This is a genomic window from Virgibacillus senegalensis, assembly GCF_000821245.2.
GTDB lineage: Bacteria > Bacillota > Bacilli > Bacillales > Amphibacillaceae > Sediminibacillus > Sediminibacillus senegalensis.
This window is the reverse complement of the sequence record NZ_LN611425.1, coordinates 1,054,033-1,076,115: the sequence shown is the minus strand read 5'-3', so window position 1 is coordinate 1,076,115 and position 22,083 is coordinate 1,054,033. Positions and strand designations below refer to the sequence as shown.

At 41.9% G+C, this 22,083-nt stretch carries 25 protein-coding genes; 16 read left to right on the top strand and 9 right to left on the bottom strand.

What is annotated here, in order from left to right; translation table 11 throughout:
- Positions 1 to 170 precede the first annotated feature (170 nt).
- The 5 genes from BN1067_RS16220 (at position 171) to BN1067_RS19925 (ending at position 4,861) form a co-directional block, all read left to right on the top strand.
- Positions 171 to 1,964: a M3 family oligoendopeptidase gene (locus tag BN1067_RS16220; RefSeq protein WP_053219866.1), complete on the top strand. Its 1,794-nt coding sequence runs from the start codon at positions 171 to 173 to the stop codon at positions 1,962 to 1,964.
- A gap of 289 nt (positions 1,965 to 2,253) precedes the next feature.
- Positions 2,254 to 3,438, top strand: coding sequence for a cation:proton antiporter (locus BN1067_RS16215; RefSeq protein ID WP_053219865.1), 1,185 nt, complete (start codon positions 2,254 to 2,256; stop codon positions 3,436 to 3,438).
- 89 nt (positions 3,439 to 3,527) lie between these two features.
- Entirely contained in the window at positions 3,528 to 3,941 is a 414-nt protein-coding gene (locus BN1067_RS16210) for a universal stress protein (protein ID WP_053219864.1), read from the top strand.
- 162 nt (positions 3,942 to 4,103) lie between these two features.
- Positions 4,104 to 4,679: an energy-coupled thiamine transporter ThiT gene (thiT, locus tag BN1067_RS16205; RefSeq protein ID WP_053219863.1), complete on the top strand. Its 576-nt coding sequence runs from the start codon at positions 4,104 to 4,106 to the stop codon at positions 4,677 to 4,679.
- A gap of 44 nt (positions 4,680 to 4,723) precedes the next feature.
- Positions 4,724 to 4,861, top strand: a complete 138-nt coding sequence (locus tag BN1067_RS19925; RefSeq protein ID WP_199868544.1) for a hypothetical protein — start codon at positions 4,724 to 4,726, stop codon at positions 4,859 to 4,861.
- 151 nt (positions 4,862 to 5,012) lie between these two features.
- On the opposite strand, the gene BN1067_RS16200 is transcribed toward BN1067_RS19925, so the two are convergent.
- Positions 5,013 to 5,372: a general stress protein gene (locus tag BN1067_RS16200; protein WP_053219862.1), complete on the bottom strand. Its 360-nt coding sequence runs from the start codon at positions 5,370 to 5,372 to the stop codon at positions 5,013 to 5,015.
- Positions 5,373 to 5,545: 173 nt separating this feature from the next.
- On the opposite strand from BN1067_RS16200, the gene BN1067_RS16195 reads away from it, so the two are divergent.
- From BN1067_RS16195 to BN1067_RS16185, 3 genes are all read left to right on the top strand, one after another.
- Positions 5,546 to 6,409, top strand: coding sequence for a DUF1028 domain-containing protein (locus BN1067_RS16195; RefSeq protein ID WP_053219861.1), 864 nt, complete (start codon positions 5,546 to 5,548; stop codon positions 6,407 to 6,409).
- Between the two features lie 181 nt (positions 6,410 to 6,590).
- Positions 6,591 to 8,018 (top strand): hypothetical protein, encoded by a 1,428-nt coding sequence (locus BN1067_RS16190; RefSeq protein ID WP_053219860.1) that lies wholly within the window; start codon positions 6,591 to 6,593, stop codon positions 8,016 to 8,018.
- A 144-nt stretch (positions 8,019 to 8,162) separates the two neighbouring features.
- On the top strand, positions 8,163 to 9,152 hold the full coding sequence (locus tag BN1067_RS16185; RefSeq protein ID WP_053219859.1) for a zinc-binding dehydrogenase: 990 nt from the start codon (positions 8,163 to 8,165) through the stop codon (positions 9,150 to 9,152).
- An 82-nt stretch (positions 9,153 to 9,234) separates the two neighbouring features.
- Here the strand turns inward: BN1067_RS16185 and spoVAE are convergent, their stop codons facing one another.
- From spoVAE to BN1067_RS16160, 5 genes are all read right to left on the bottom strand, one after another.
- Positions 9,235 to 9,585 (bottom strand): stage V sporulation protein AE, encoded by a 351-nt coding sequence (gene spoVAE, locus BN1067_RS16180; protein ID WP_053219873.1) that lies wholly within the window; start codon positions 9,583 to 9,585, stop codon positions 9,235 to 9,237.
- Positions 9,585 to 10,601: a stage V sporulation protein AD gene (spoVAD, locus tag BN1067_RS16175; protein WP_053219858.1), complete on the bottom strand. Its 1,017-nt coding sequence runs from the start codon at positions 10,599 to 10,601 to the stop codon at positions 9,585 to 9,587. Before spoVAD ends, spoVAE begins: the two co-directional genes overlap by 1 nt.
- Positions 10,601 to 11,068, bottom strand: coding sequence for a stage V sporulation protein AC (spoVAC, locus tag BN1067_RS16170; RefSeq protein WP_053219857.1), 468 nt, complete (start codon positions 11,066 to 11,068; stop codon positions 10,601 to 10,603). The genes spoVAD and spoVAC overlap by 1 nt, the downstream gene beginning before the upstream one ends.
- A gap of 16 nt (positions 11,069 to 11,084) precedes the next feature.
- Positions 11,085 to 11,558, bottom strand: a complete 474-nt coding sequence (locus BN1067_RS16165) for a YhcN/YlaJ family sporulation lipoprotein (protein WP_053219856.1) — start codon at positions 11,556 to 11,558, stop codon at positions 11,085 to 11,087.
- 267 nt (positions 11,559 to 11,825) lie between these two features.
- Positions 11,826 to 12,836: an aldo/keto reductase gene (locus BN1067_RS16160; protein WP_053219855.1), complete on the bottom strand. Its 1,011-nt coding sequence runs from the start codon at positions 12,834 to 12,836 to the stop codon at positions 11,826 to 11,828.
- Positions 12,837 to 13,008: 172 nt separating this feature from the next.
- On the opposite strand from BN1067_RS16160, the gene BN1067_RS16155 reads away from it, so the two are divergent.
- A complete protein-coding gene (locus tag BN1067_RS16155; RefSeq protein ID WP_053219854.1) occupies positions 13,009 to 13,455 on the top strand; it encodes a hypothetical protein in 447 nt (148 codons plus the stop codon).
- A gap of 24 nt (positions 13,456 to 13,479) precedes the next feature.
- On the opposite strand, the gene BN1067_RS16150 is transcribed toward BN1067_RS16155, so the two are convergent.
- Positions 13,480 to 14,244, bottom strand: coding sequence for a hypothetical protein (locus tag BN1067_RS16150; protein WP_053219853.1), 765 nt, complete (start codon positions 14,242 to 14,244; stop codon positions 13,480 to 13,482).
- Between the two features lie 225 nt (positions 14,245 to 14,469).
- Here BN1067_RS16150 and BN1067_RS16145 point away from each other — a divergent pair, with 225 nt between their 5' ends.
- Positions 14,470 to 14,844: a hypothetical protein gene (locus tag BN1067_RS16145; RefSeq protein ID WP_053219852.1), complete on the top strand. Its 375-nt coding sequence runs from the start codon at positions 14,470 to 14,472 to the stop codon at positions 14,842 to 14,844.
- Between the two features lie 43 nt (positions 14,845 to 14,887).
- On the opposite strand, the gene BN1067_RS16140 is transcribed toward BN1067_RS16145, so the two are convergent.
- Positions 14,888 to 15,070 carry a hypothetical protein gene (locus BN1067_RS16140; protein ID WP_053219851.1) on the bottom strand — a complete coding sequence of 61 codons (183 nt, stop codon included), beginning with the start codon at positions 15,068 to 15,070 and terminating at the stop codon, positions 14,888 to 14,890.
- Between the two features lie 164 nt (positions 15,071 to 15,234).
- Here BN1067_RS16140 and BN1067_RS16135 point away from each other — a divergent pair, with 164 nt between their 5' ends.
- From BN1067_RS16135 to BN1067_RS16120, 4 genes are all read left to right on the top strand, one after another.
- Entirely contained in the window at positions 15,235 to 15,834 is a 600-nt protein-coding gene (locus BN1067_RS16135) for a class I SAM-dependent methyltransferase (RefSeq protein WP_053219850.1), read from the top strand.
- A 426-nt stretch (positions 15,835 to 16,260) separates the two neighbouring features.
- Positions 16,261 to 16,800: a TRAP transporter small permease gene (locus BN1067_RS16130; protein WP_053219849.1), complete on the top strand. Its 540-nt coding sequence runs from the start codon at positions 16,261 to 16,263 to the stop codon at positions 16,798 to 16,800.
- Complete coding sequence (locus tag BN1067_RS16125; RefSeq protein ID WP_053219848.1) at positions 16,797 to 18,077, top strand: TRAP transporter large permease; 1,281 nt, start codon at positions 16,797 to 16,799, stop codon at positions 18,075 to 18,077. The genes BN1067_RS16130 and BN1067_RS16125 overlap by 4 nt, the downstream gene beginning before the upstream one ends.
- A 15-nt stretch (positions 18,078 to 18,092) precedes the next feature.
- The gene (locus tag BN1067_RS16120) at positions 18,093 to 19,145 is read left to right on the top strand and encodes a DctP family TRAP transporter solute-binding subunit (RefSeq protein WP_053219847.1); all 1,053 of its coding nucleotides are present in this window, start codon (positions 18,093 to 18,095) and stop codon (positions 19,143 to 19,145) included.
- A 292-nt stretch (positions 19,146 to 19,437) separates the two neighbouring features.
- Here the strand turns inward: BN1067_RS16120 and BN1067_RS16115 are convergent, their stop codons facing one another.
- Entirely contained in the window at positions 19,438 to 19,761 is a 324-nt protein-coding gene (locus BN1067_RS16115; protein WP_053219846.1) for a hypothetical protein, read from the bottom strand.
- Positions 19,762 to 20,063: 302 nt separating this feature from the next.
- On the opposite strand from BN1067_RS16115, the gene BN1067_RS16110 reads away from it, so the two are divergent.
- Together BN1067_RS16110 and BN1067_RS16105 are read left to right on the top strand one after the other, a co-directional pair.
- A complete protein-coding gene (locus BN1067_RS16110) occupies positions 20,064 to 20,471 on the top strand; it encodes a YwpF-like family protein (RefSeq protein ID WP_053219845.1) in 408 nt (135 codons plus the stop codon).
- Positions 20,472 to 20,661: 190 nt separating this feature from the next.
- Complete coding sequence (locus tag BN1067_RS16105; RefSeq protein ID WP_053219844.1) at positions 20,662 to 22,050, top strand: putative bifunctional diguanylate cyclase/phosphodiesterase; 1,389 nt, start codon at positions 20,662 to 20,664, stop codon at positions 22,048 to 22,050.
- The last annotated feature ends 33 nt before the right edge of the window (positions 22,051 to 22,083 follow it).

Here is a 22,083-nt window from a genome sequence, read left to right as displayed (position 1 = left end):
CCCCCGCCGTTTTTTCTTTCTCCGATTGCTGCTGAATCCATTTTAATATGGCGGGAAAAGCGGTATAATGAAATACCAAAATAGGGAATTTTCAGAATCAATTGGAAAGGATAGAAGATCGCTTTTACCCTTCCGCCTATTTAAACTGTAGTAAAAAGGAGAGGTGTTGGATGGACAGCAGATATAATCCACGCTGGGATTTAGAATCTATTTTTTCCGGTGGAAGTGAATCGACCGAGCTGCAAGATTACATAAAAGTATTGGAAACGGATTTAGATCACCTTACCCAGCAAGTGAATGGGTTTCCGCTTCCGGAGAAGCCGGATGATGTCGGTTTTTTGGAAAGCATTATCAGTTTGCTAGAAAAAGTGTCGAAGCAAATCGGGGAAGTTTCCGCTTATGTCAGCTGCTTGACGGCTGAGGATGTCCATGACCACAAGGCAAAACTGTTAGTAGGAAAAAGAAGTGAGCTCAGTGCCGCATATTCGGCGATCTTGACTATCTTGGATCGGAAATTTGTGCAGATTGATTCCGATGTCTGGAATGGTTTGTTGGAACAGCCTACCCTCACTCCTTTTTCCTTCATTCTCAATGAAAGACGCCGAAAAGCAATGGATAAGCTACCGGTCGAACAGGAAATTCTGTTAAACGATTTGGCAGTAGACGGTTATCATGCCTGGGGGGAAATGTATGATGCCATCGTGGCGAAAATGGGAATAGATTGGGAAGAAGACGGTCAAAAACAACGTCTATCCATTGGACAGGCTGCCAATTTGTTGAGCAACCCTGATCGTGATATACGGAAAAAAGTATTTGACAGGTTGGAAAAAGCATGGCTTGAACAAGCAGATTTATTTAGTGAAACCATCAATCATTTAGCTGGCTTCCGTTTACAGACTTACAAACATCGGAAGTGGGAAAATGTTTTGAAAGAACCGGTTCAGTATAACCGGATGAAAGAACAAACACTTCATGCAATGTGGGAGGCAATTTCCAGTCATAAAACGCCTTTCGTTTCCTATTTAAAAAGAAAAGCCGAGTTACTCGGATTGGAACAGTTGAGCTGGTTCGACCTTGAAGCACCCGTTGGGGAAAACTCGAAGACTGTCGATTATGATGAGGCTGCAAGGATTATCATTGAGCAATTCAATCGGTTTAGTACGGGAATGGCCGAATTTGCCCAAATGGCCTTTGATAATCGCTGGATTGAGGCCGAGAATCGTTCGGGCAAACGCCCGGGAGGCTTTTGTACGAGCTTTCCTGACAGTCAGGAAACGCGCATCTTCATGACCTACTCGGGTACTGCCTCCAACGTGGCTACATTGGCACATGAATTGGGACACGGGTACCACCAGCATGTCATGAATGATATTGAAATACTGAATCAGGATTATGCAATGAATGTAGCGGAAACAGCGTCTACATTTGCGGAAATGATTGTGGCGGATGCCGCAGTAAAGAATGCTGACAGCAAACAAGAAAAAATCTCCCTGTTGGATGATAAAATTCAGAGAAGCGTAGCTTTTTTTATGAATATTCATGCCAGGTTTCTCTTTGAAACAAAATTTTACGAGGAACGTAAACGTGGCCTGGTATCTGCCGAACGACTGAATGGTTTGATGAAACAGGCGCAAAAAGATGCATACTGTAATGCCCTCCATGGATATGATCCGACTTTCTGGTCTTCTAAACTGCATTTTCATATTACCGATGTACCTTTTTACAATTTTCCATATACATTCGGTTATTTGTTCAGTCTTGGTATCTATGCGGATGCGTTAGAATCAGCTGAAAGCTTTGAAGAAAAGTATATCGCTCTGTTAAGGGATACGGGACGTATGAATGTAGAAGATCTAGCTAAAAAGCATTTGGGTGTCCAGCTTGACCGGATGGAGTTTTGGGAGAAAGCGATCCAACTATGCATAGATGATGTCGAGGAGTTTTTAAAATTGACCGAAGCGTAACGAGCTGGAACTTAATTATGAATGGTATTTGGGCGGAGCAACCACAAGCGGTTGTTCCGTTTTCAATTATGGAGAATTTTGGCTCTATACTGAATGTGGTGGCGTTTCCTCTCGTGAAGTAAGTTCGTTCAATGTAAGATCATATGGGACTACGAAACTTTTTTCTCAGAACTCTTACCAGGAAAAAATCCTTCCATTGCATTTTGGAAGGATTCTCTGTCAGTTTAAACTTTAACTTATAAGGCTAAAAGAAAGATGTAGAAGTGAATCGCAGAAGGGAGCCAAAGCTATGATTGCTCATCAGATCGTCTTGCTATTATTTATAGGTTATATCGTATTTGCCATCGATAAAAAGAAGAAATATTTTCCAGTTCCGATGGTGTTGGTACTGTTAGGTATTGCTCTTTCGTTTATTACGTATTTCGATACACTGAACATTACCAAAGAAATTATTTTTAATGTATTTTTGCCGGCACTATTATTTACCTCTGCGTACCAGTTTTCCCTGAATTCCTTAAAAAAACATAAATGGATCATCGCAACCCTTACAACTTTGGGATTAATAGTGACTGCGGGTCTTTTAGGAATCGCTATCTATTTTGTCAGTGGCCCCTTTCTTCAAATATCCTTGATAGGGGCACTGTTGGTTGCAGCTATTTTGACACCGACAGATCCTGTATCCGTTGTATCCATTTTAAAACAATCGACAGGAAATGAAAAAATAGCCGATATTGTGGAAGGAGAGTCAATGGTTAACGATGGTACTAGCATCGTTGTTTATTCTATTCTCTTAACCATGTACAAAAGCGGAGAATCTTTTTCTATTCTCCACTTCTTAAGTGAGTTTGCATTAGTATCTTTAGGCGGCATCATTCTTGGTATCATTTTTGGCTGGCTCCTCGGACGAGCTGTATATTATACGCACCATAAACAATATCAGGTGATGCTAAGTATCATTGTAGCCTATGGAAGTTTTCATATCGCAGAAAAAATTGGCGTTTCCGGTGTTCTGGCTACTGTTACAGCGGGGATCATGCTGTCTTGGGAGTTTGAAAAAACAGACAAAGAAGACTATTTCCATGATTCATTGGACGGTTTCTGGAACATTGTTGAGCCTTCGGTATTAGCGCTTATTTTCTTATTGATCGGGATAGATGCGGCAGATTACCTGGCATTTCCCGGGTGGATACTTGCGTTTATCATCTTTATTTTATCCCTGGTTGTCCGTTTCCTTGTGTTGACTGGAATCACGAGTGTGGTACCTGCCTGGAGGAAAAATTTTAAAACCAGTGATGTGGGACTGATCACCTGGTCGGGGATAAAAGGGACAATGTCGGTAGCACTGTTGTTGGGATTGGCAGCTGGTGTAGACAATGATAATATTCTTGTATCGTTAACTTTCGCTGCGATACTCTTATCTCTTGTCTTTCAAAGCATTGGGGTATATCCGTTGACAAAAGAGAAAGAAAAATAAGAAGCCCATCCATGCTGTTTAGAATTTTTTTTCTGCGGGCGGTGTCTTTCCGTCCTTAATTGAATAGACTGCAATAGAGGTGAATGCCTATGCAGAATATTTACTTAGTGCCCGTGGATGGCAGCGAAAGGAATTTAGTTGCAATTGACCATGCTGTGCAATCCGCCATTATAACTGGTTATACTATTCAATTGTTGAATGTCCAGCCGAAAATTCATACGCAATACGCTCAGTCAAAAGTAGGGAAAAAGACGTTGGAAACCTATAAAAAAGAAACCTCCAGCCAAATACTAAAAGAGGCAAAAAAACGGATAAACGGAAGGGTTGCAGTGGTTTGTAAAACCAGGCAGGGAATCCCTGCCGAGGAAATTTGTTTAGAAGCAAAAGCAGAAGCGATAAAGGGAATTTATCTTGCTCCACGTAACCGGAAAAAGACCCTTGGGAGCGTCACTTATAAAGTCTTACAGAAATCGACAGTCCCTGTAACCATCATTCCTGATTAACCAAAGCCTCCCAGTTGAGCGTGAATCGAAACGGCCCGATCCTGGAAACCTATTATAGTTGTTTTGATTGCATATACGATTATGCAATCGAAATGTCTATCAGGAAGCTCCTTTTCGTATTGCTTCTTGAGTTTAAAAAAAGTGGGATAGGAGTGTTCCGTTATGAATTCCAAGCAAACATTGTTTTTGGTCGAAGTAGCGATTATGTCTGCTTTGGCACTTGTTCTTGATATCGTTCCTTTTTTATCATTTAAAATCTGGCCGCAGGGTGGTTCTGTTTCTTTTGCCATGATTCCTGTCTTTCTTGTCGCATTTCGATGGGGCTTGAAGGGGGGACTGTTGAGCGGTCTGTTATTCGGTATTTTTCAAGTAGTGATCGGTACAGCGTATATTCTGACTCCATTGCAGGGGCTTATCGAATACGGGTTGGCTTTTACAGTACTAGGGGCTGCCGGAGTTGTTTCCAATAAGGTCCAATCCACATTGAAGGTCAACAAGTATCGATCATTTTTTGTCTACGTTTCGCTCGGTGTGCTTTTAGGCTGTCTGTTACGATTTTTTGGGCATGTGGCGGCAGGCGTAGTTTTCTTTGCGGAATATGCACCGGAAGGACAACCCGTTTGGCTATATTCCGTCATTTATAACGGCTCTTTCATGTTGCCTGCATTTATTTTAAGTTCCATTATAATTGGGTTTTTACTCTATAAGCAGCCACGGTTGGTGTTAGTTAGACGATGACGAGTGAAAGTTATCTACTTACTATGCAATAGGGAGGATCCACAATGAAGGAGATTATCGGAAAATGTTCGGAATGTGAAAAAACGGTTTATTGCAGAGATGGTTTTTTTGACGGGATTCAGTATGAGGGGAAACTGATTTGTCCAGACTGTGCCGAAAGAATGGAATACGGGGAACAGTAAGAAGTCGGCCCTTTAGTCAATATGGATTTGCTTATTACTTAACGGGAACATCAAAGCTTGCCGGCTAATGTCTTCTACGTCCTCCCGATATATGCTTTGTTCCACAATAAAATAAAGAAGCCGGCTGACGATTCGTCAGTCCGGCTTACTATTAATAAGGGGTATCGCTCAAGATTTGTTCTACGTTGTCTGTACCGGTAACAATTAACAATACTTTTCCTTCATCCATTTCCTCTTCGTAATTATTAGCTTCAACATCAGATAAACCTACTTCTTTCAATTTTGTCCGAAGTTCATCACCTTTCTTGTTGAACAAATTCCCGACAGCATTTTTCAGGTTCATTTCATTCAATCCAATGGTGTTTGCATCAGCGTTATCGGCAACCCGCTTGGTTCGATCGCTATCATGGGCTAGTACATAGACATTGTCTTTATCAACGCCTTTTTGACTTAGCTTGTTTACGTCTTGCTGTAATTTCTCGTCATTTGTATATTTTCGAATAAATGGCATGTTAAATCCTCCTTATTCATTTCGATTACATTGGTCCTATACCCTCAACACCTAAATTCAAACAATGCGGAACTTTATGAGATAGAAAAAATCGAATTTTCAGTCAAATAAATTGCTGTCAGCTCCAAATATGTTCTAAAATAAATGGACGATAACACTAAGGGGGGATATTCATGAAAAATAAAAATATTGTAGCTACTTTTTCGATTGTAGGTGCAGACCCGGTTACAGGGGAGCACGGCATAGCCGTTCAATCGAAATTTATTGCAGTTGGATCTGTGGTTCCGTGGGCTAAAGCGGGAGTGGGAGCCGTTGCAACACAGGCGCTTGCTAATCCTGGTTACGGACCGCGGGGACTAGAGCTACTGGAAAATGGCCTGACACCTGAAGAAGCGATTGAACAATTGATAAAAGAGGATCCTGAGCATGAGGAACGCCAAGTAGGCATAGTCGATGCCAAGGGAAACAGTGCTACATACACAGGTGCGCGATGTTTTGACTGGGCTGGGGGCATTCGGGGCGAAAATTTTGCAGCACAAGGAAATATACTCGTAAATGAAGCGACTGTGACACAAATGGGGAATGCCTTCCAAGAAACAGACGGAACGTTGGCAAAACGGTTGCTGGCATCGTTGCAAGCAGCACAAAAAGCTGGCGGAGATAGCAGGGGGAAGCAGTCAGCAGCCCTCTATATAGTGAAAGATAAGGGAGGTTACGGCGGCTTCAATGACAGAATGGTCGACTTGAGGGTAGATGATCATCCTGAACCGATCAAAGAACTTGTTCGTCTGTATGAGCTCCAACAGCTATATTTTGGGGAAACCAAGCCGGAAAACGTACTTTCTATTGAAGGAGCAACTAAACAGAAAGTGATCGCAGGTTTGGTCAGAAAGGGGTACCTTCCTAACGGAGAAGTATCCATGGAAGAACTCCAGAAGGGGCTGACGGCATACCTTCATACGGAAAATTTTGAAGAAAGAGAACTGGAACCCGGAAAAATTGATAAAGAAGTATTGCAATTTTTGAATAAGCAATAACTATTCAAAACCGTTCTGTCTGCATAGCAGGACGGTTTTTAGTTGCCTATCCAAACTGGAAAGGCGTCAATTCGGTGCACTGTGGTAGAACGGTCAGTCCAGAAGCCGGCACTCGCTGGGTCCCTGTCGCATAGGCTATAGCACATACACATAGCAGCACAATTGAAGGAGGATCCTTGCTATGGAATTGACTGTTTCCCATTGGATGTATGGTTTCTTTACTTTACTGATTATCATCACCATGATGTTTCGAAAAGGGGTGGTATTGCCGACCCTCCTGGGCACTTTTCTGGTTGCATGGGTCTTCAAAGGTAATGTTATCGGTGGTTTTACCGCTGTTTTTAATGCGAACCTTGTAGCTGCTAAAGAACTCTTTAATATTTTCTTGATAATTACTTTTATGGTGGCGTTACTTCATTCTTTGAAGGACCTGGATGCCGACAGAAGAATGATTCAGCCTATTCAAAAAGTAATGATTAATGGTCATCTTGCTTTTTTTGTTTTAGTAGTGGTAACCTATGTGATTTCATTGTTTTTCTGGCCAACACCTGCTGTCCCGCTTATATGCGCGCTGCTTGTTCCAGCTGCCATCCGGACAGGACTACCTGCGGCTGCAGCGGCCGTTGCTGTTGCTCTTTCCGGGCAAGGGATGGCTTTATCCTCTGATTATGTTATCCAAGTGGCCCCTGGTTTATCTGCGGCATCCGCCGGAGTGGAAACGGCCGACGTATTGGATAAAGGATTTATTTTATCCTTGATAACCGGAGGAATTGCCATTTTCCTTGCTTATCTGATCAACCGACGGCATATCCGATCGCAAAATGACCCGAGAAACGAAACAGAGCTTACGATGATGCGGGGAATAGAAGAGGGAGATCAACAGGAAAAAGATAAACCGAAAGTCCCGCTTTGGGGAAAGTTTTTTGCTGTGATTGTTCCACTGTCGATGCTGGCTGTCATGATTTACATGGTATCCACCAAGCTAACATCCGGAAGAATGGGAGGATTTGAAGGGGGAGACGGAGCAGCTTTTATCGGGGGTGTAGCAGTCGTATTGCTGCTCTTATCGACCGTGGCATTTGGCAAACACCGTGCGTTGGATTATATTAGTGAGCACATCACCAATGGATTTGTTTTTGCGTTTAAAGCTATGGGACCTGTTATACCGATTGCTGGATTTTTCTTCTTGGGCAGTGCTGATTTTGCCGGCTCTATTCTGTCTATAGAGGAAGACCGAACACCTGCCCTGCTTTTTGATTTAGTCCAGTCTTTCCAAACCTATCTTCCGGAAAGTACCATTCTGGCAGGATTCAGTATTTTGCTTATCGGGATTATCACTGGTCTTGATGGTTCTGGATTTTCCGGCCTGCCTTTAACCGGAGCATTATCCGGGGCTTTGGCTAACGGCACGATTGATCCATCCGTACTGGCTGCTATCGGTCAAATGGGCTCGATATGGACCGGGGGAGGCACCATTATTGCCTGGTCCTCCTTAGTAGCGATAGCCGGATTTTGCGGAATACCGGTCATGGAACTGGTCCGCAAAAACTTCATCCCTGTTATGGCGGGCCTATGTATTTCTACCCTGCTCGCGCTATTTATTTTCTAATCGGATGAAGTAGAGGGACAGTCCCTGAAAGTCAGGGGACTGTCCCTCTGTTCATTGGTGAACGAATTGTTTCGTTCCCTGGTGAGAGTTATGATACGATAAATGCTAGTAGGACAGTACATATTCCATAGGGAGGATGGTTTGATGAAAGCTTTTGTCCATCAGGGTGACGCAATTGTCTATACGGATGTAAAGGAACCGAGAGTCGATCAGGGCATGGTCAAGGTCAAACTTCAGACTGCAGGTTTGAATCACCGTGACTTAAACATTCCGAAACGAAGAGGAAGCCAGCCTGAACCATTAGTGTTGGGTTCGGATGGAGCAGGGACAATTGAGGAAATCGGAGAAGGCGTGTCCAGTTTTAAGATTGGAGATGAGGTAATTCTCAATCCGGGATTAGGCTGGTATGATAACAGTGAAGCACCGCCTGAAGGGTTTGAAATTTTAGGCATGCCGGATAACGGTACATTCGCCGAATATATTGTGTTATCAGCAGAACATGTGGAAAAGAAACCTGCCTTTTTAACCTGGGAGGAAGCTGGAGTTCTCGCTTTAGCCTCTCTGACCGGTTTCCGGGCGCTGTTTACCAAGGGAAATCTCCAGCCTGGGCAAACCTTGTTTATTCCAGGGGCAGGAAGTGGGGTTGCTACCTTTTTGATTCAATTTGCCAAAGTAAAAGGTGCTCGGGTTCTTGTCTCGTCCAGAAGCGGTAAGAAGCGAGAAAAAGCGTTGGAACTTGGCGCTGACAGGGCAATAGACACGAACGTCGATTGGCGAGAAGCTTTATCAGACGAAAATATTGATCTTGTTATTGATAGTGTCGGCCGAGCTACCTTTAATAGATCATTGGATGTATTGAAAAAAGGCGGCAGGATTGTCAGCTTTGGTGCCACAACAGAGGATGAAATCAACATCAATATCCGGAAGTTTTTCTATGGGCAATACCAGCTGTTCGGTTCTACAATGGGCAGCAGGGAAGAATTGCGGGACATGCTTCGCTTTATTGAGGAGCATAACATCCATCCGGTTGTAGGAAACACTTTCGCTTTGAAAGAGGCACAGGCAGCATTTGATTATTTGCAAGAAGGAAAACAGTTTGGCAAGGTGGCACTTCGTATTGCTTCGACAGATTAATCAGTAAATTCCTTCCAAAAAACAGGTCCGATTCTTCAAAGTGGAGAACCGGACCTTTATTTTTTGGCATCCCTAGATTGGCTCATCCTTTTGGCTTAAACAAAATCGCGCCAATCATACCGAAAATGATCGCTGCGGTTATACCGGAACTAGTCATTTCGAACATACCAGTCACTACGCCGATCACACCATGCTGTTCAGCTTCCTGCATGGCTCCATGTACCAGTGAGTTTCCGAAACTGGTAATAGGGACGGTGGCCCCGGCACCTGCAAAGTCGATGAGCGGTTCATATAAACCGAACCCATCCAGTAAAGCTCCGATTACAACCAAAATACTAAGTGTATGGCCGGGAGTCAGTTTGAGTACGTCAAACATCAATTGTCCTATGACACATATAATACCCCCGACAACGAATGCCCAAAAATACATCATCATGATACTTCACCTCCGTATTCAATTGCCACCGCATGGGCGATACATGGAATAGACTCTTTTTGCTGCGTGGTGAGCGGTGACAACAAGGCTCCGGTGGCGACAACCAATATACGATTCAGTTCACCGCGTTTCATACGATTGAGAAAGTGACCGTACGTGACCACTGCGGAACAACCTGCGCCACTTGCTCCTGAATGGACGTTTTGCTCATCCCGGTAAATGGTCAAACCACAATCAACATAGTTTTTTTCCGGTACATTCGTTCCGTTTTCTTTGAATAAATCAAGGGAAATTTGACGCCCGATTTTGCCCAAGTCTCCCGTAATGATTAAGTCGTAATAAGAGGCATCGACGTTTAGATCGTTAAGATGGGCTTCTATTGTGTCCACTGCAGCTGGTGCCATGGCTCCACCCATATTGAACGGGTCATTCATGCCCATATCAATTACTTTTCCGATTGTAGCGGAAGTAACCACGGGACCTTGTCCATCCTTACTTAGCAGAGCAGTACCTGCACCTGTAACAGTCCATTGGGCTGTCGGTGGCTTTTGACCGCCATATTCGGTTGGATAGCGGAATTGCTTTTCGACAGCTGCATTATGACTGGATGCTCCGGTCAACACATAATTTGCCCCTCCTGCATTGATTAAGAAGGCGCTTAGTGCAAGTCCGGCCATTGAGGTGGAACAGGCGCCGAATAACCCTAAATAGGGCGTTCCCAACGTTTTTGCGGAGAAACTTGTAGGCGTGATTTGATTGATTAAATCACCGGCTAGAAAAAACTGGACTTGGTCATTGGTCACTCCTGCTTTTTCGATCGCTTTTTGTCCGGCTTTTTCAAGTAGTACTTTATGTGCTTTTTCAAAAGTATCCTGTTCCATATATAAATCGGGATGAAGCAGATCAAAGTCTTCTGCTATGTTTCCTTCTGCCTCAAAAGGTCCGCCAACTGTTCCCGTAGAAATAATAACCGGCTTATTGGCGAATGTCCAAGTTCGTTGGCCAGTTAGCATTATAATACACCCCATTGGATAAGTAATGTTTTAATTAACGCAATCACAAAAGCAGAGAACACGCCAAAGAGAATAACAGACCCGGCGAGTTTGAACATATTACCACCGACCCCGAGCACGAATCCTTCTGTCCGGTGTTCAATTGCTGCCGAGATGACCGCATTGCCGAATCCAGTAACTGGAACAGCCGACCCTGCACCTGAGAATTGTGCGATTTTGTCATAAACACCAAAACCTGTCAATAACATCGTGAGAAAAATCAACGTGGCCACTGTCGGGTTTCCGACATTTTGCTCGGTGAAATGGAAAAAATGAATATAAAAATTGGATATTAATTGGCCGAATGCACATATTAGACCACCGATGAGAAAGGCTCGGACACAATTCATGAATACCGGACGTTTTGTTTCCCGTTGTTTAGCGAATTGTTGATATTGTTGATTTGTTTGTTTGTTTTTGGAAGTCATCTTTATCCCTCGTTCTTTAAGCCTGATCTGAAATCAGTTTCTTTATCCTGTCGGTTTGTTTTTGTAATTTTTTCTTTGATACATCCTCTGTTTGCAATTGACCTTCTAATTCATCCAGCTCTAAGTAAATTTTTTTATCAGTAGATACTGTCACCTTTTTATCTTTAAACTTTTTTTGTAGTGCCGTAGTGAATTTCTTTTCCAGTTTTTTAAGGCGAAGGCGATCCATTTGCCGGACTTCTATCGCTATAAGCAACTGATCGGAAGTATTGACTCCACGAGCACCGATCACTTCTTTATTTTTCAACAAAGTCCGTTTCGCCTGGTTAGCTATTTCCTGGCTGACGTCCGCTTTATTGCTCACTTGTGTTAAATCGTAATTTGAATCATTGCCGGCACTGCGTCCGTCATTATTGTTTCCACAGCCTGCCAAGGAAAAGAGAGTCAATAGTAAAACGGGCATTGTGATTGTTATCAATATTCCTTTCATTTGCATCACCTGTAGTAGTCAGAATGAAAAACAAAAAGCAGTGTAAATTCCTGCCGTCTTAGCATGAACTTATCATGGATAAATATACTTTCAATAAATTACCTGTAAAAAAGCAGGAGAGGAGTATAAAAATCTATGGTTTTCATGAATAGCGGGTGCTTCTGATAGGGGTAATGGATAAGGACGAGGTGAATCCGGGAAAATGACCAAAAGAAAAAACTTGTAGAAAAACCGGGGTTTCTCTACAAGTTGAAGGGAAGAAGGTGTTTATCCATATAATTCCTGCTTATTAGGAGGAGCCATAAACTCTGTACCAATTGGAGAGTGAATGGAGCGCATGAGAATTTCATCTATATCCTTTATCGTATCGTCGTCAATGGAAAAATCCCAAAGTCCGTCCATAGGAGACAGCTGATCCGGATGACGTGCACCCCATAAAGAAATATTCTCGCCTGGCTGCTGAAGGTTCCAGCGTAAGGCCAACTCAAGCACGTTTTTTTGAAATCTGTCCTGAGCCAGGTCGTTTAATTCATTGACAGTCTTCATGTATTGCTCAAAACGAGGTTGTTGAAATTTTGGATCCGTTGCACGGCGGACATCTCCTTCTGGAAAGTGGGTGTTTTCGGTAATCTGTCCAGATAACAACCCTCTCGTCAATGAACTGTAAAAAAATGTAGTTATCTCATTATTCTCCGCATATGGGAGGAGTTCATCTTCACTACTTCGCTCAAAAAGATTATGCGGGACTTGAATTGCATGTATTGGTGCAGCTTCCCGAAAAATATCCATTTGTTCCGTGGTGAAATTACTTAGACCGATTGCTCTGATTTTGCCCTCTTTATACAAATAATTCAAAGCTTCCGCTGTATGGTGAAATGGGGTCAAAGTATCCGGCCATTGGACATGGTACACGTCGATATAATCGGTTTTAAGGTTCCGGAGTGATCGTTCAACGTCCTTGTGAATAAAGGATTTGGTGGAATCCCGAAACAGTTCACCTTTCTCATTCCAATTCAGTCCCGTTTTAGTAGATATCGTTATTTCAGACCGATTCAAACCGGCGGATTGCAGCGCCTTTCCGATTAATTCTTCTGCTTTCCCAAATCCATATGACGGAGCCGTATCAATTAACCTAATTCCCTTGTCAAAGGCGGCATGAATGGTTTTAACCGCTTCCTGTTCATCGCTGCCTCCCCATTGAAAGCCTCCGATCGCCCACGTGCCTAAACCAAGTTTGCTCGTTTCTATATTCGTTTGTTTCAGTTTTATTTTTTCCAAAAATTTCACCTCCAGTAATAACGGGCGCTGATAAAACAATTCCCACAATCTCTGTCATTCAATCGTAAAAAAAATGTCGGTAATATGAAACTTTTTCCATATAGGCATCGTCTATAATATAGGAGAATGGTATGACACAGATGTATGTTTTGGAAACAAGAGGGGGAAAAATATGGGTAAAAAAATACTGGTGATTTGTGCGGCATTGGTTGTTTTCGGGGCAGTGGCCGTTTATTGGTTTGTAGAGACCTCCAGTGCAAAGCTGGCGGAGCCTGTGCAGGTAAGCAAGGAATCAGAGGATTTTATCATGCACGTACAAGTCGAAAAAACGGACGAGGGGTTTCAGGTTTTGAGGTCGCTCGAATATACAGGAAATGAACCGGTCGTATTATCTCATCGTACTCCATTAATTTCACTCCATGTCAACCATGACACGAAAAATTTTACCGGCAGTCCCGTTACCAAGGAACTCAATCCCGGAGATGTCTATCATCCCCAGGAAGCCAAAATATACAATCCCTTAAAAAAGGGCAAACACACTTTGTTCATGGATTGTGAATTTTTCATAGACGGAGAACGAAAAAATATTAAAGCGGAAAAAGAAATGATCTTCCGGTAACAATCCAATATTCAGAATGCTCGATTATTGGATTGTTAATTCTAGCGTTTTTGTCGGTTGCTCGGACTCATACCAGGTTTCCAGTGATTCATCTGTTTCCTCACTGTCGGGAAGAGTCACGGACAAGCTTTGATTGTTTTTCCAGGAAGCGGACAGAATCGGCCAATTGTATTCATTTTTAAAGGGTTCGCCATTGTCCATTAACGTTTTTTGCCGTCTCATGTCTGTCAAATCTACTATTACCATTTTATCTCTGGTAATGTCTTCGTGGATACTGGGCTGTTTTCTTTGGAATAGAAGTAACAGCAGGTCGTTTTCAGGTGAAATAGAGGCAGATTTAAACATCGCTAAGTCTGCAGCAAGAAAGGAGCCACCCTCTTCCTGTTGGTTCAGTAAAAGGTAAGAGCAGTTATCCTCTCTGCAGGAAAATTCTAAAAGATAAATCGTATCTTTATCCGGGATGTCTACTCTGGTTATCGACATGCCGTCTATTTCCGTCTCCCTATCTTCTGCAGCAGATAAATAATGCTTCAATATCTTTACTTGATTCAAATCAATGACGACCTGTTCACTAGGCAAGGTAAACTCAAGAAACATTTCCTCCTGCTCAGAATCCTCATCCTGCTCTTCGGCTTCTTTTTCAACCAATACCGGTTTTTTTTCAGATGCATCCGCTTGCTCTTCTGACTTGACGAGTACCGGTTGGCCTTCTTCATCGGAACACGCCGAAACCATCATCATTATAATCATTAAAATCAACCAGGTTAGTAATCGTATTCCTGCACGCATTTTGTCAACCTCCGGCCATTTATTGAATGCTTTGTTTTCATTATACATAAGTTTTGTTAAAAAGATTAGGGGAAAAGGCTGTTGGATGGGGCAAAATCTCCATTAGCATGTGGAGTTGAGGGCAAGGCTGCTAGGATCTTCGCTGATAAAAATAAGTTTCTATTTTAAAATAAGTGGTAAGAGTATTTTAAGATGATTTTTAATATAATGGAGAAAACATCTTAAGTGGCAGGAAAGGTGCTGACAATGGGAAATCTAATTGATTTCGATCAGAAAAAGACAAAGAAGAGGATGAAACAGATCGCCGAATCGAAAGGGATCGTTTATGAAATCTATCTGATCGTCGTTAAGTATGTGTATAAATACGCTGACAAGGAACGAATCGATGCTAGCGACTTCCTGACCACGGAAGCAGACCTATTGAGTTTGTTTGCCGGAGACAGGGCAAAATTCCGTGATGCCTTCGAAGAGATAATGAGCTATTGGGATATCGCTGAACAGCAGGAAGCCATCCGCGGACAGGAATTCCAGCGATTCCGAACAATCGGTGACTTGTGTTTTTATATTGAAGAAAGAGTCAATAGACAACAAGGTCTATAGCAAGTACGAGGCGTGCATGCAAGGCACGCCTCGCTGTTGGTTGTTAAAGTTTTTCTGCCTGATCTGTTTCATGTTCGGCTCCACGCTTGATGTAATCCTCATTGAATGCTTCCAGTTCTTCCGGAGTCATGTCAGTATCATTCTTTCTTTTTCTCCCATTCGTTTTGAAATAGACGATAACACCCGCTAGAAAGGCAAACATAATTATAAAAAAGATCCATGCCATATTCGTTTCCTCCTTGTATCATGTGTTTTACAATTCCCTATATTTATCGTTCCTAATCGGCTGATATGAAAAAAATTCCAAATGTGAATGGGAAAGAAGGAGTGTTTGAAGGAGAAAATAATAGGCTACATACCAGTATACTTATAACGGAAAGGGGATTACACATGGCAGGAGAACTATTTTCTTATCAAAAAGCAGAACAATTACTTAATCCTGAACGTGAGGAGGTAGTGCCTATCAATCAAGTTGTCGATCTGTTGGATTTACATGGGAATGAAAAAGTGATTGATTTGGGCGCGGGAAATGGTTATTTAACAATCCCAATAGCAAAAAAGACGGAAGATCGGGTTGTAGCGGTTGATATCCAACAGGAGATGCTAGAAGAGCTTGCTGATCGCGCCGCTGAACAAGGATTAGAGAATATTGACAGGATGCCCAGTGGTATCGACTATCTGAATTTCCCTGACAACTCTTTTCAACGGGGAGTTGCGGCATTTGTCTTCTATGAAGTTGATCAGCTGGAAAATGCCTTGAAGGAAATCCATCGGGTCATCAGCGAAGAGGGGAGACTACTTATCATGGAATGGGAAAAATCCGGCAACGAGGAAGGACCGCCTTTGGATGTCCGGCTTCCCAAAGAAGCATTACAGGAAAAACTCGAGAATGCAGGTTTTTCTGTATCAAATGGCAATTTAAACACGAATGTTTATTACTTGATAGCAGAGAAAGAAAAACACTTTAAAACAATAGGTACTGATCTATAGAGGTTACAGTCTGAGCATCGTTCGGCCAAGAGACTGAGAAACAATCCATCCATGTAACGTTTCGAAACAGTCTTCCGCTTCTTATAATGAATCTACATGATAAGAAGTGGGGGACGGATATGAACATTTATGAAATGGAAATAGAATTGGAGCGGCGAAAGCCTGTTCGATTACAACTGAATAGTGAAAATTCGACCAGCTGGATTTAGCTGGTCTTTTTTCTTTTCTTTAAATAGTTCATTCCTTTTTGAATTCCTTTGAGAAACGTTGTAAGCCTCCTCGTGGCAAGCAAAATAAATAGAGTAACAAGGCAAGTGAGCGAGTAAGCAAGACAAATTTCCTGCTTAGTTGGTAAATCGGAAGTTTATTCTCTTTTCCTAGCAGGTAATTAATAGTACGGGCTTAAAGTATGAAAGGATGATCAGGATGAATGTATTTAGAAAAATAGATAGAATTCAGGCAGGCATAGAAAGATGGATCATCATTATGGCCATATTCGGGATGACCATCATATTACTGGCCAATGTCATTGCCCGAACATTTGGCAACAGCTTGACCTTTGCCGAAGAGGTTGGACAATTTTTCATCATCATTGTGACCTTCATCGGGTTGAGTTATTGTGCCAGAAGGGGCAGACATTTGAAAATGACAGCAATTGTAGAATTTTTACCGTTTAAAACTCGCAAAGTTCTTGTGCTGATTATTACAGCGACAACCTCTTTATTGCTTTTTTACTTATGCTATATCTCCCTAGATTATACCATAACGCTATATCAGCTAGGGAGAGTGACCGCGGCCCTTCGATTTCCAGTATATTTAATCACATTGTTTATACCTATAGGGTTTTTATTCAGTGGTCTTCAGTACTTAAGGGAGTTCTGGCTTAATTACAAGTACAAAGATGAAATGATTGACGGGACGGAGGACCCAAACTGGAACAGAGAGGAGGCGGATGAAACGATATGATATGGATACTTTTGGGAATTATGTTTATTCTGTTATTTCTAGGTTACCCGATTATGGTTCCGCTTATTGTGGCACCCCTGGCAGTTGCCCTTATTTTTTTTCCTGAGTTAAATCCGATGGTGCTGATCCAACAATTCTCAATAGGCATCCAGACGTTTGTACTCTTGGCGGTTCCTATGTTTATTTTTGCCGCTGACATTATGTCTTCTGGTAAGACATCAACAAGGCTATTGGATCTTGTGGGCAGCTTTATTGGCCACATCCGGGGGGGTTATGCAATCACAACTGCTGCTGCCTGTGCCTTGTTTGGCTCGATTTCTGGTTCAACACAGGCAACGGTCGTTGCTGTCGGTACACCGACGAGAGAAAGGCTGAAGGAAATTGGTTATAAAGATAAGCAGGCGATTCCTCTAATTATTAACGCCAGCGATTTGGCTCTTATGATTCCGCCGAGTATCGCAATGATTGTTTATGGAGTTGTCACAGGTACTTCGGTCGGTGAGCTCTTTATTGCCGGAATTGTACCAGGACTGATCATATTTCTGTTCTTTGCACTTTATTGTTACTTTTTGGCGACGGCAAAAAATTTGGGCCAGGAACAGAAGGCTACTTGGAAGCAACGCGGCAGAGCTTTTAAAAAGGCAATATTGCCTTTGGGCTTTCCTATCGTCATTATAGGAGGGATATACTTAGGAATCTTTAGTCCTACGGAAGCAGCTGCTGTATCGGTATTATACGCATTTATCCTGGAAGTTGTAATTTATCGGGACGTAAAGCTCAGTGATTTGCCAAAAATAGCTGAGTCTACAGCGATCGTTACTGCTGCGGTGTTTATTTTGGTAGCTGCTGGAACAGGCTTAAGCTGGATACTTGCTTATGCAAAACTGCCGCAAGAAATCACCTCGGCTGTTTTAGGAAATGACCCTTCGGCGACATATGTGCTGCTGATCGTAGCTATTTTCTTCTTTGTCGGCTGTATGTTTGTCGATCCATTGGTAGTCATATTGATTTTGACGCCAATTTTCTACCCGGTGGCAATGGATGCAGGTGTCGATCCGGTGGCGCTTGGTATTATCGTGACGCTGCAGGCGGCCATCGGTTCGGCTACTCCGCCGTTCGGAGTGGATATCTTTACGGCTATTGCTGTATTTCAACGACCCTATAAAGAAATCATTAAAGGGATTTGGCCATATATTTTGATACTAATGGCTGCTTCCGCTTTATTTATCTTATTTCCGGAGATTATCACTTCTTATCAATACTTTTATTCGGAATAGAGAGAAGGTGACGTAATGAAAAGAATAACGATCATAATGTCCTTTGTTATTTTATGCTTACTGAGTGCCTGTGGATCTGGTGGAACGGAAACAACTAGAGGAGAGGGCGCTCCTGAATATGTTTTCCGATTTGCCCATGAAGAATCGCCGGACTCAGTCCAAAATACGTATGTTGAAGAATTCAAAAAAATAATCGAGGAAAAATCCAACGGAAACATCAAAATCGAAATTTATCCGGTTGGACAACTTGGAAATGCTACAACACAGGCTGAATTGTTACAAATCGGAGCCATTGACTTTGCGATTATTTCGCCAGGTAATATCGGTACGATGGTCCCTGAATCCCAGTTATTATTATTGCATTTTCTTTTCTCAGACGATATGGAAGTGAACAAGGAAATCATGAATAATAGCGAGGCATTATATGGACCATTGGCAGATAAATTCGCCGAAAAGAAAATAAAAGTATTGTCCTATTGGACAGAGGGGTTCAATCAATGGACAACGCAAACCAGGATAGAACAACCGGAAGATTTCACGGGTATGAAGTTCCGGACTATGCCATCTCCTTTGATCGTTTCTTCTTATGAGCAGTATGGAGCAAACCCTACTCCTGTTCCTTATGAACAGGTTTACAGCGGGCTTCAGCTGAATATGATTGAAGGTCAGACCAATCCAATGTTTGCGATAGAGCAGATGAAATTTTACGAAGTACAAAAATATTTAACCCTGTCCAAGCATTCATTATATACAACTACCACGGCAGTGAATCCGGATTTGTATGAAGGGTTGCCAGAGGACGTCAGAAAGATGATCGACGAAACAATAGAAGAGATGAAGGATAAGGCTTTTTCCATTCAGGAAGAAACCAACCAGAAAGCATTAGACGAAGTAAAGGAAAATAGTAATATCGAAATTACTGAATTGACAGATGAACAAAGGGAAGCATTTCGCGATGCGAGCATGCCGGTCAGAGAACAATATGTTGACCAGGTAGGAGGAAATGCCGGCGAAATTATTAATAAGCTTGAAGAAGAAATAAAGGAAGCTGAACAAAAAAGCAAGTGAAAGAAAACCAGGCTGGATTCTGCAAAGGTGATCCTGCCTGGTTTCTTTTTAGTCCTTTTCAGAAACCCTTTTCAGAAAAGATTGCATAGGTAATGGTGATAATTTTAATCGAAGGACGCAATCATGGAGCTTAGACAGATGACAGGAACTCGAACGATCTGAATAAGAGCGAGGAAGATAAGAAAAAGACAAATAAAAAGACAAAACCCGGTTGATCCAGATTTTGTCGAATAAAGATGGAGAAAAGGATGATTTTTTATGATAAACTTCTTAATAAGAAGCAATCAGCTAGTTAAATGACAAAGGAGATGTCATTTTCCACTTTGTGTCGATTTCGGATTTTCGCTTGCTTCACATTTTTGATCAACAGTTGTTTGATATGTTGATAACCTTCTTCCGGTTTTTCGCCATCAACGATGACCACGAGTGGTTTCATTATTGAAGCTACCAGGAAAAAGGATAATAGCTTAGGGAAATTTCCAGCATCCGCTACCTGTCCGTTTTGGTATAAGTAAACATCATATTTACTTTTAGCTACATATCGATGCAGTTTCATCATTTCTTGTGTAGTCAACTGGCAAGTTAAATCTACTTGATAGGATGTAATTTCTTTCAAGGTAACCACCTCTCTGTTTTTTGTTGTTTAATCGGTCTATCTGATCAGAAATGATAAGTAAACAATCCGGCCAATCACTAAGTTTTTCCTTCTGTTATCTAGATACCCCAGGGATGCTTGGATAAAACTTGAAGCGTCCATTAAAATCGGATGAGTTAGCCGGCAGGGTAAAAACGATTCTGTTTGTTTAGAAACTTAGCGGGTTTTGGTACAATGATGTAAAAGAAGATTGTGAGAAAAAGACCTTCTAAACCAGATCAATCTTCAAAGAAAATAGGTTTCGGTTATGATAGGAGGAAATCATGAAAACTTTTAAGCTTATTTCTCTTGACGTTTTGGAGGATCAGCAGGAGGAAATTCGCCCGCGGAATATTCCTTTGCTTGACGGATTGATTATCAATCGAGAAGATGACCAAAACCATTGGCTGCTGGAAGCCTATTTAGACAAGTCATATGAAGTTTATTTTCAGACACTGAAAGAAGAAAATGAAGTAATGATTCAGGGGAAAATCACCAAAGAAAGTAATCAGCCGGCAACTTTCATGGCTTCCGTTATTGATATCAATAAGATTGGTGAACATATCAATGTTCTGTTTTTAGGTACATTGGTCGATCGTAAAAAGGGAGAGATAGAGCGTACACTAAAGGTATTAATAGAAGAAGGGTACCAGGGGGACGAACTGCTGGAACAGTTTAAAGACAGAATGTGACAGTAGCGTCTGTTGTTACTGGAAGGCCGGACTGTTTGATAAATTAGTCCGGATTAATTCTTTGATTATTTTTCCTAATATTTCAACAATTTAATTTTTAACCTCTTCCTGCAAGGAATGTAAAGGCAACATACTCCTTAAGGAGATAGAAAGCAATCAAATAGAAGCATGGACTTGAGGAGGCAACGGCATGTCAAACAAACCAGAAATAAAGGAATTACCATTGCGCAGCGGGAGATCAGACGTCCATTCGGAAGCCATTTTTTTGGAAGATGTTGAAGAAGGGATGTTCCATTCCATCGGTGAAAAAGATGGGAAGAAACCTCAAGTACCAGTACCAGCCTATTATTTTTTGCAGCTGGTTTCCAAGGAATTGGGAGAGTGTGAGGCTGTCGGCAGTTCTCCAGCTGTCCTATATCTTGGCGTGGATTCGTTGAGAAAGATCAGCCATACATATGACTATACTAGAACTGATTTACTTCGGAAATGTGCGGAAAGGGTGCAAGTAATCATCAGTGGGGTTTACGGCGTGGCAGAAGGTGGGGAAGGATTGTTATTTCTGGTTGAAGACTTAACAAATACCGAAAAGGCAGAACAAACAGCTCAAGAGATTATGGAAGCGTTCTCCGATCCGTTCTTGTTTAACGGAACGGAAATCTACTTGACGGTTAGTTTAGGTATTTGTCCGTATTCCGAAGATAAACAGTCCGCCAATGCATTGATAGAAGGAGCAGAAATGGCTTCCCTACTAATTAAAGACAGACCCGGCAGCAATTATTACTTTTTCAATCCCAGCATTTCCGCTGAATGGAAAAATAGCTACAGTTTGGAGTTTTCTTTGAGAAAAGCCCTAAAAGAAAATCAGTTTGAACTTCATTATCAACCGCAAAAAGATATCAAATCAGGAAATATTGTAGGATGTGAGGCATTGTTGAGGTGGAAGCATCCTGATAGAGGATATATACCTCCTGACCTTTTTATCCCGGTGGCTGAAGAAAACGGGATGATCATAGAATTGGGTGAATGGGTTTTGCGGGAAGCTTGCAGACAGAATAAAGAATGGCACAGCCAAGGAAATTATCGCGGGCTAATAGGCGTCAATTTATCTGCAAGGCAGTTACAGCAACCAGGCTTGGCGGATAAAGTAAAAGAAATTTTACTGGAGACCGGACTTTCTGCCGGGTATCTGGAATTGGAAATTACGGAAAGTACAGCAATATCGCAAAATAATAAAGCGTTGGATAATCTAATCATGCTCCGGGAGCTCGGAATCCAAGTATCTATTGACGATTTCGGAACTGGGTATTCCTCTTTAAAGTATTTAAGTATCTTTCCTATTAGTAAGTTGAAAATTGATAAGCTGTTTTTACAACAAGAGATACAACACAATCAAGCAATTGTAAAATCGATTATCCGAATGTCGCATTCCATGGAAATGAAAGTAATTGCCGAAGGGGTGGAAACCGAAGATCAGCTTGTTTTTCTAGAAAAGGAAAACTGTGATGAGATCCAGGGATATTATTTTTACAAACCACTTCCACTTGAGGAAGCGAGCGATTTGTTTCTACAGGCGCAATAGTGTAATAAAAAAACAACCCCTCCAAAATCGAGA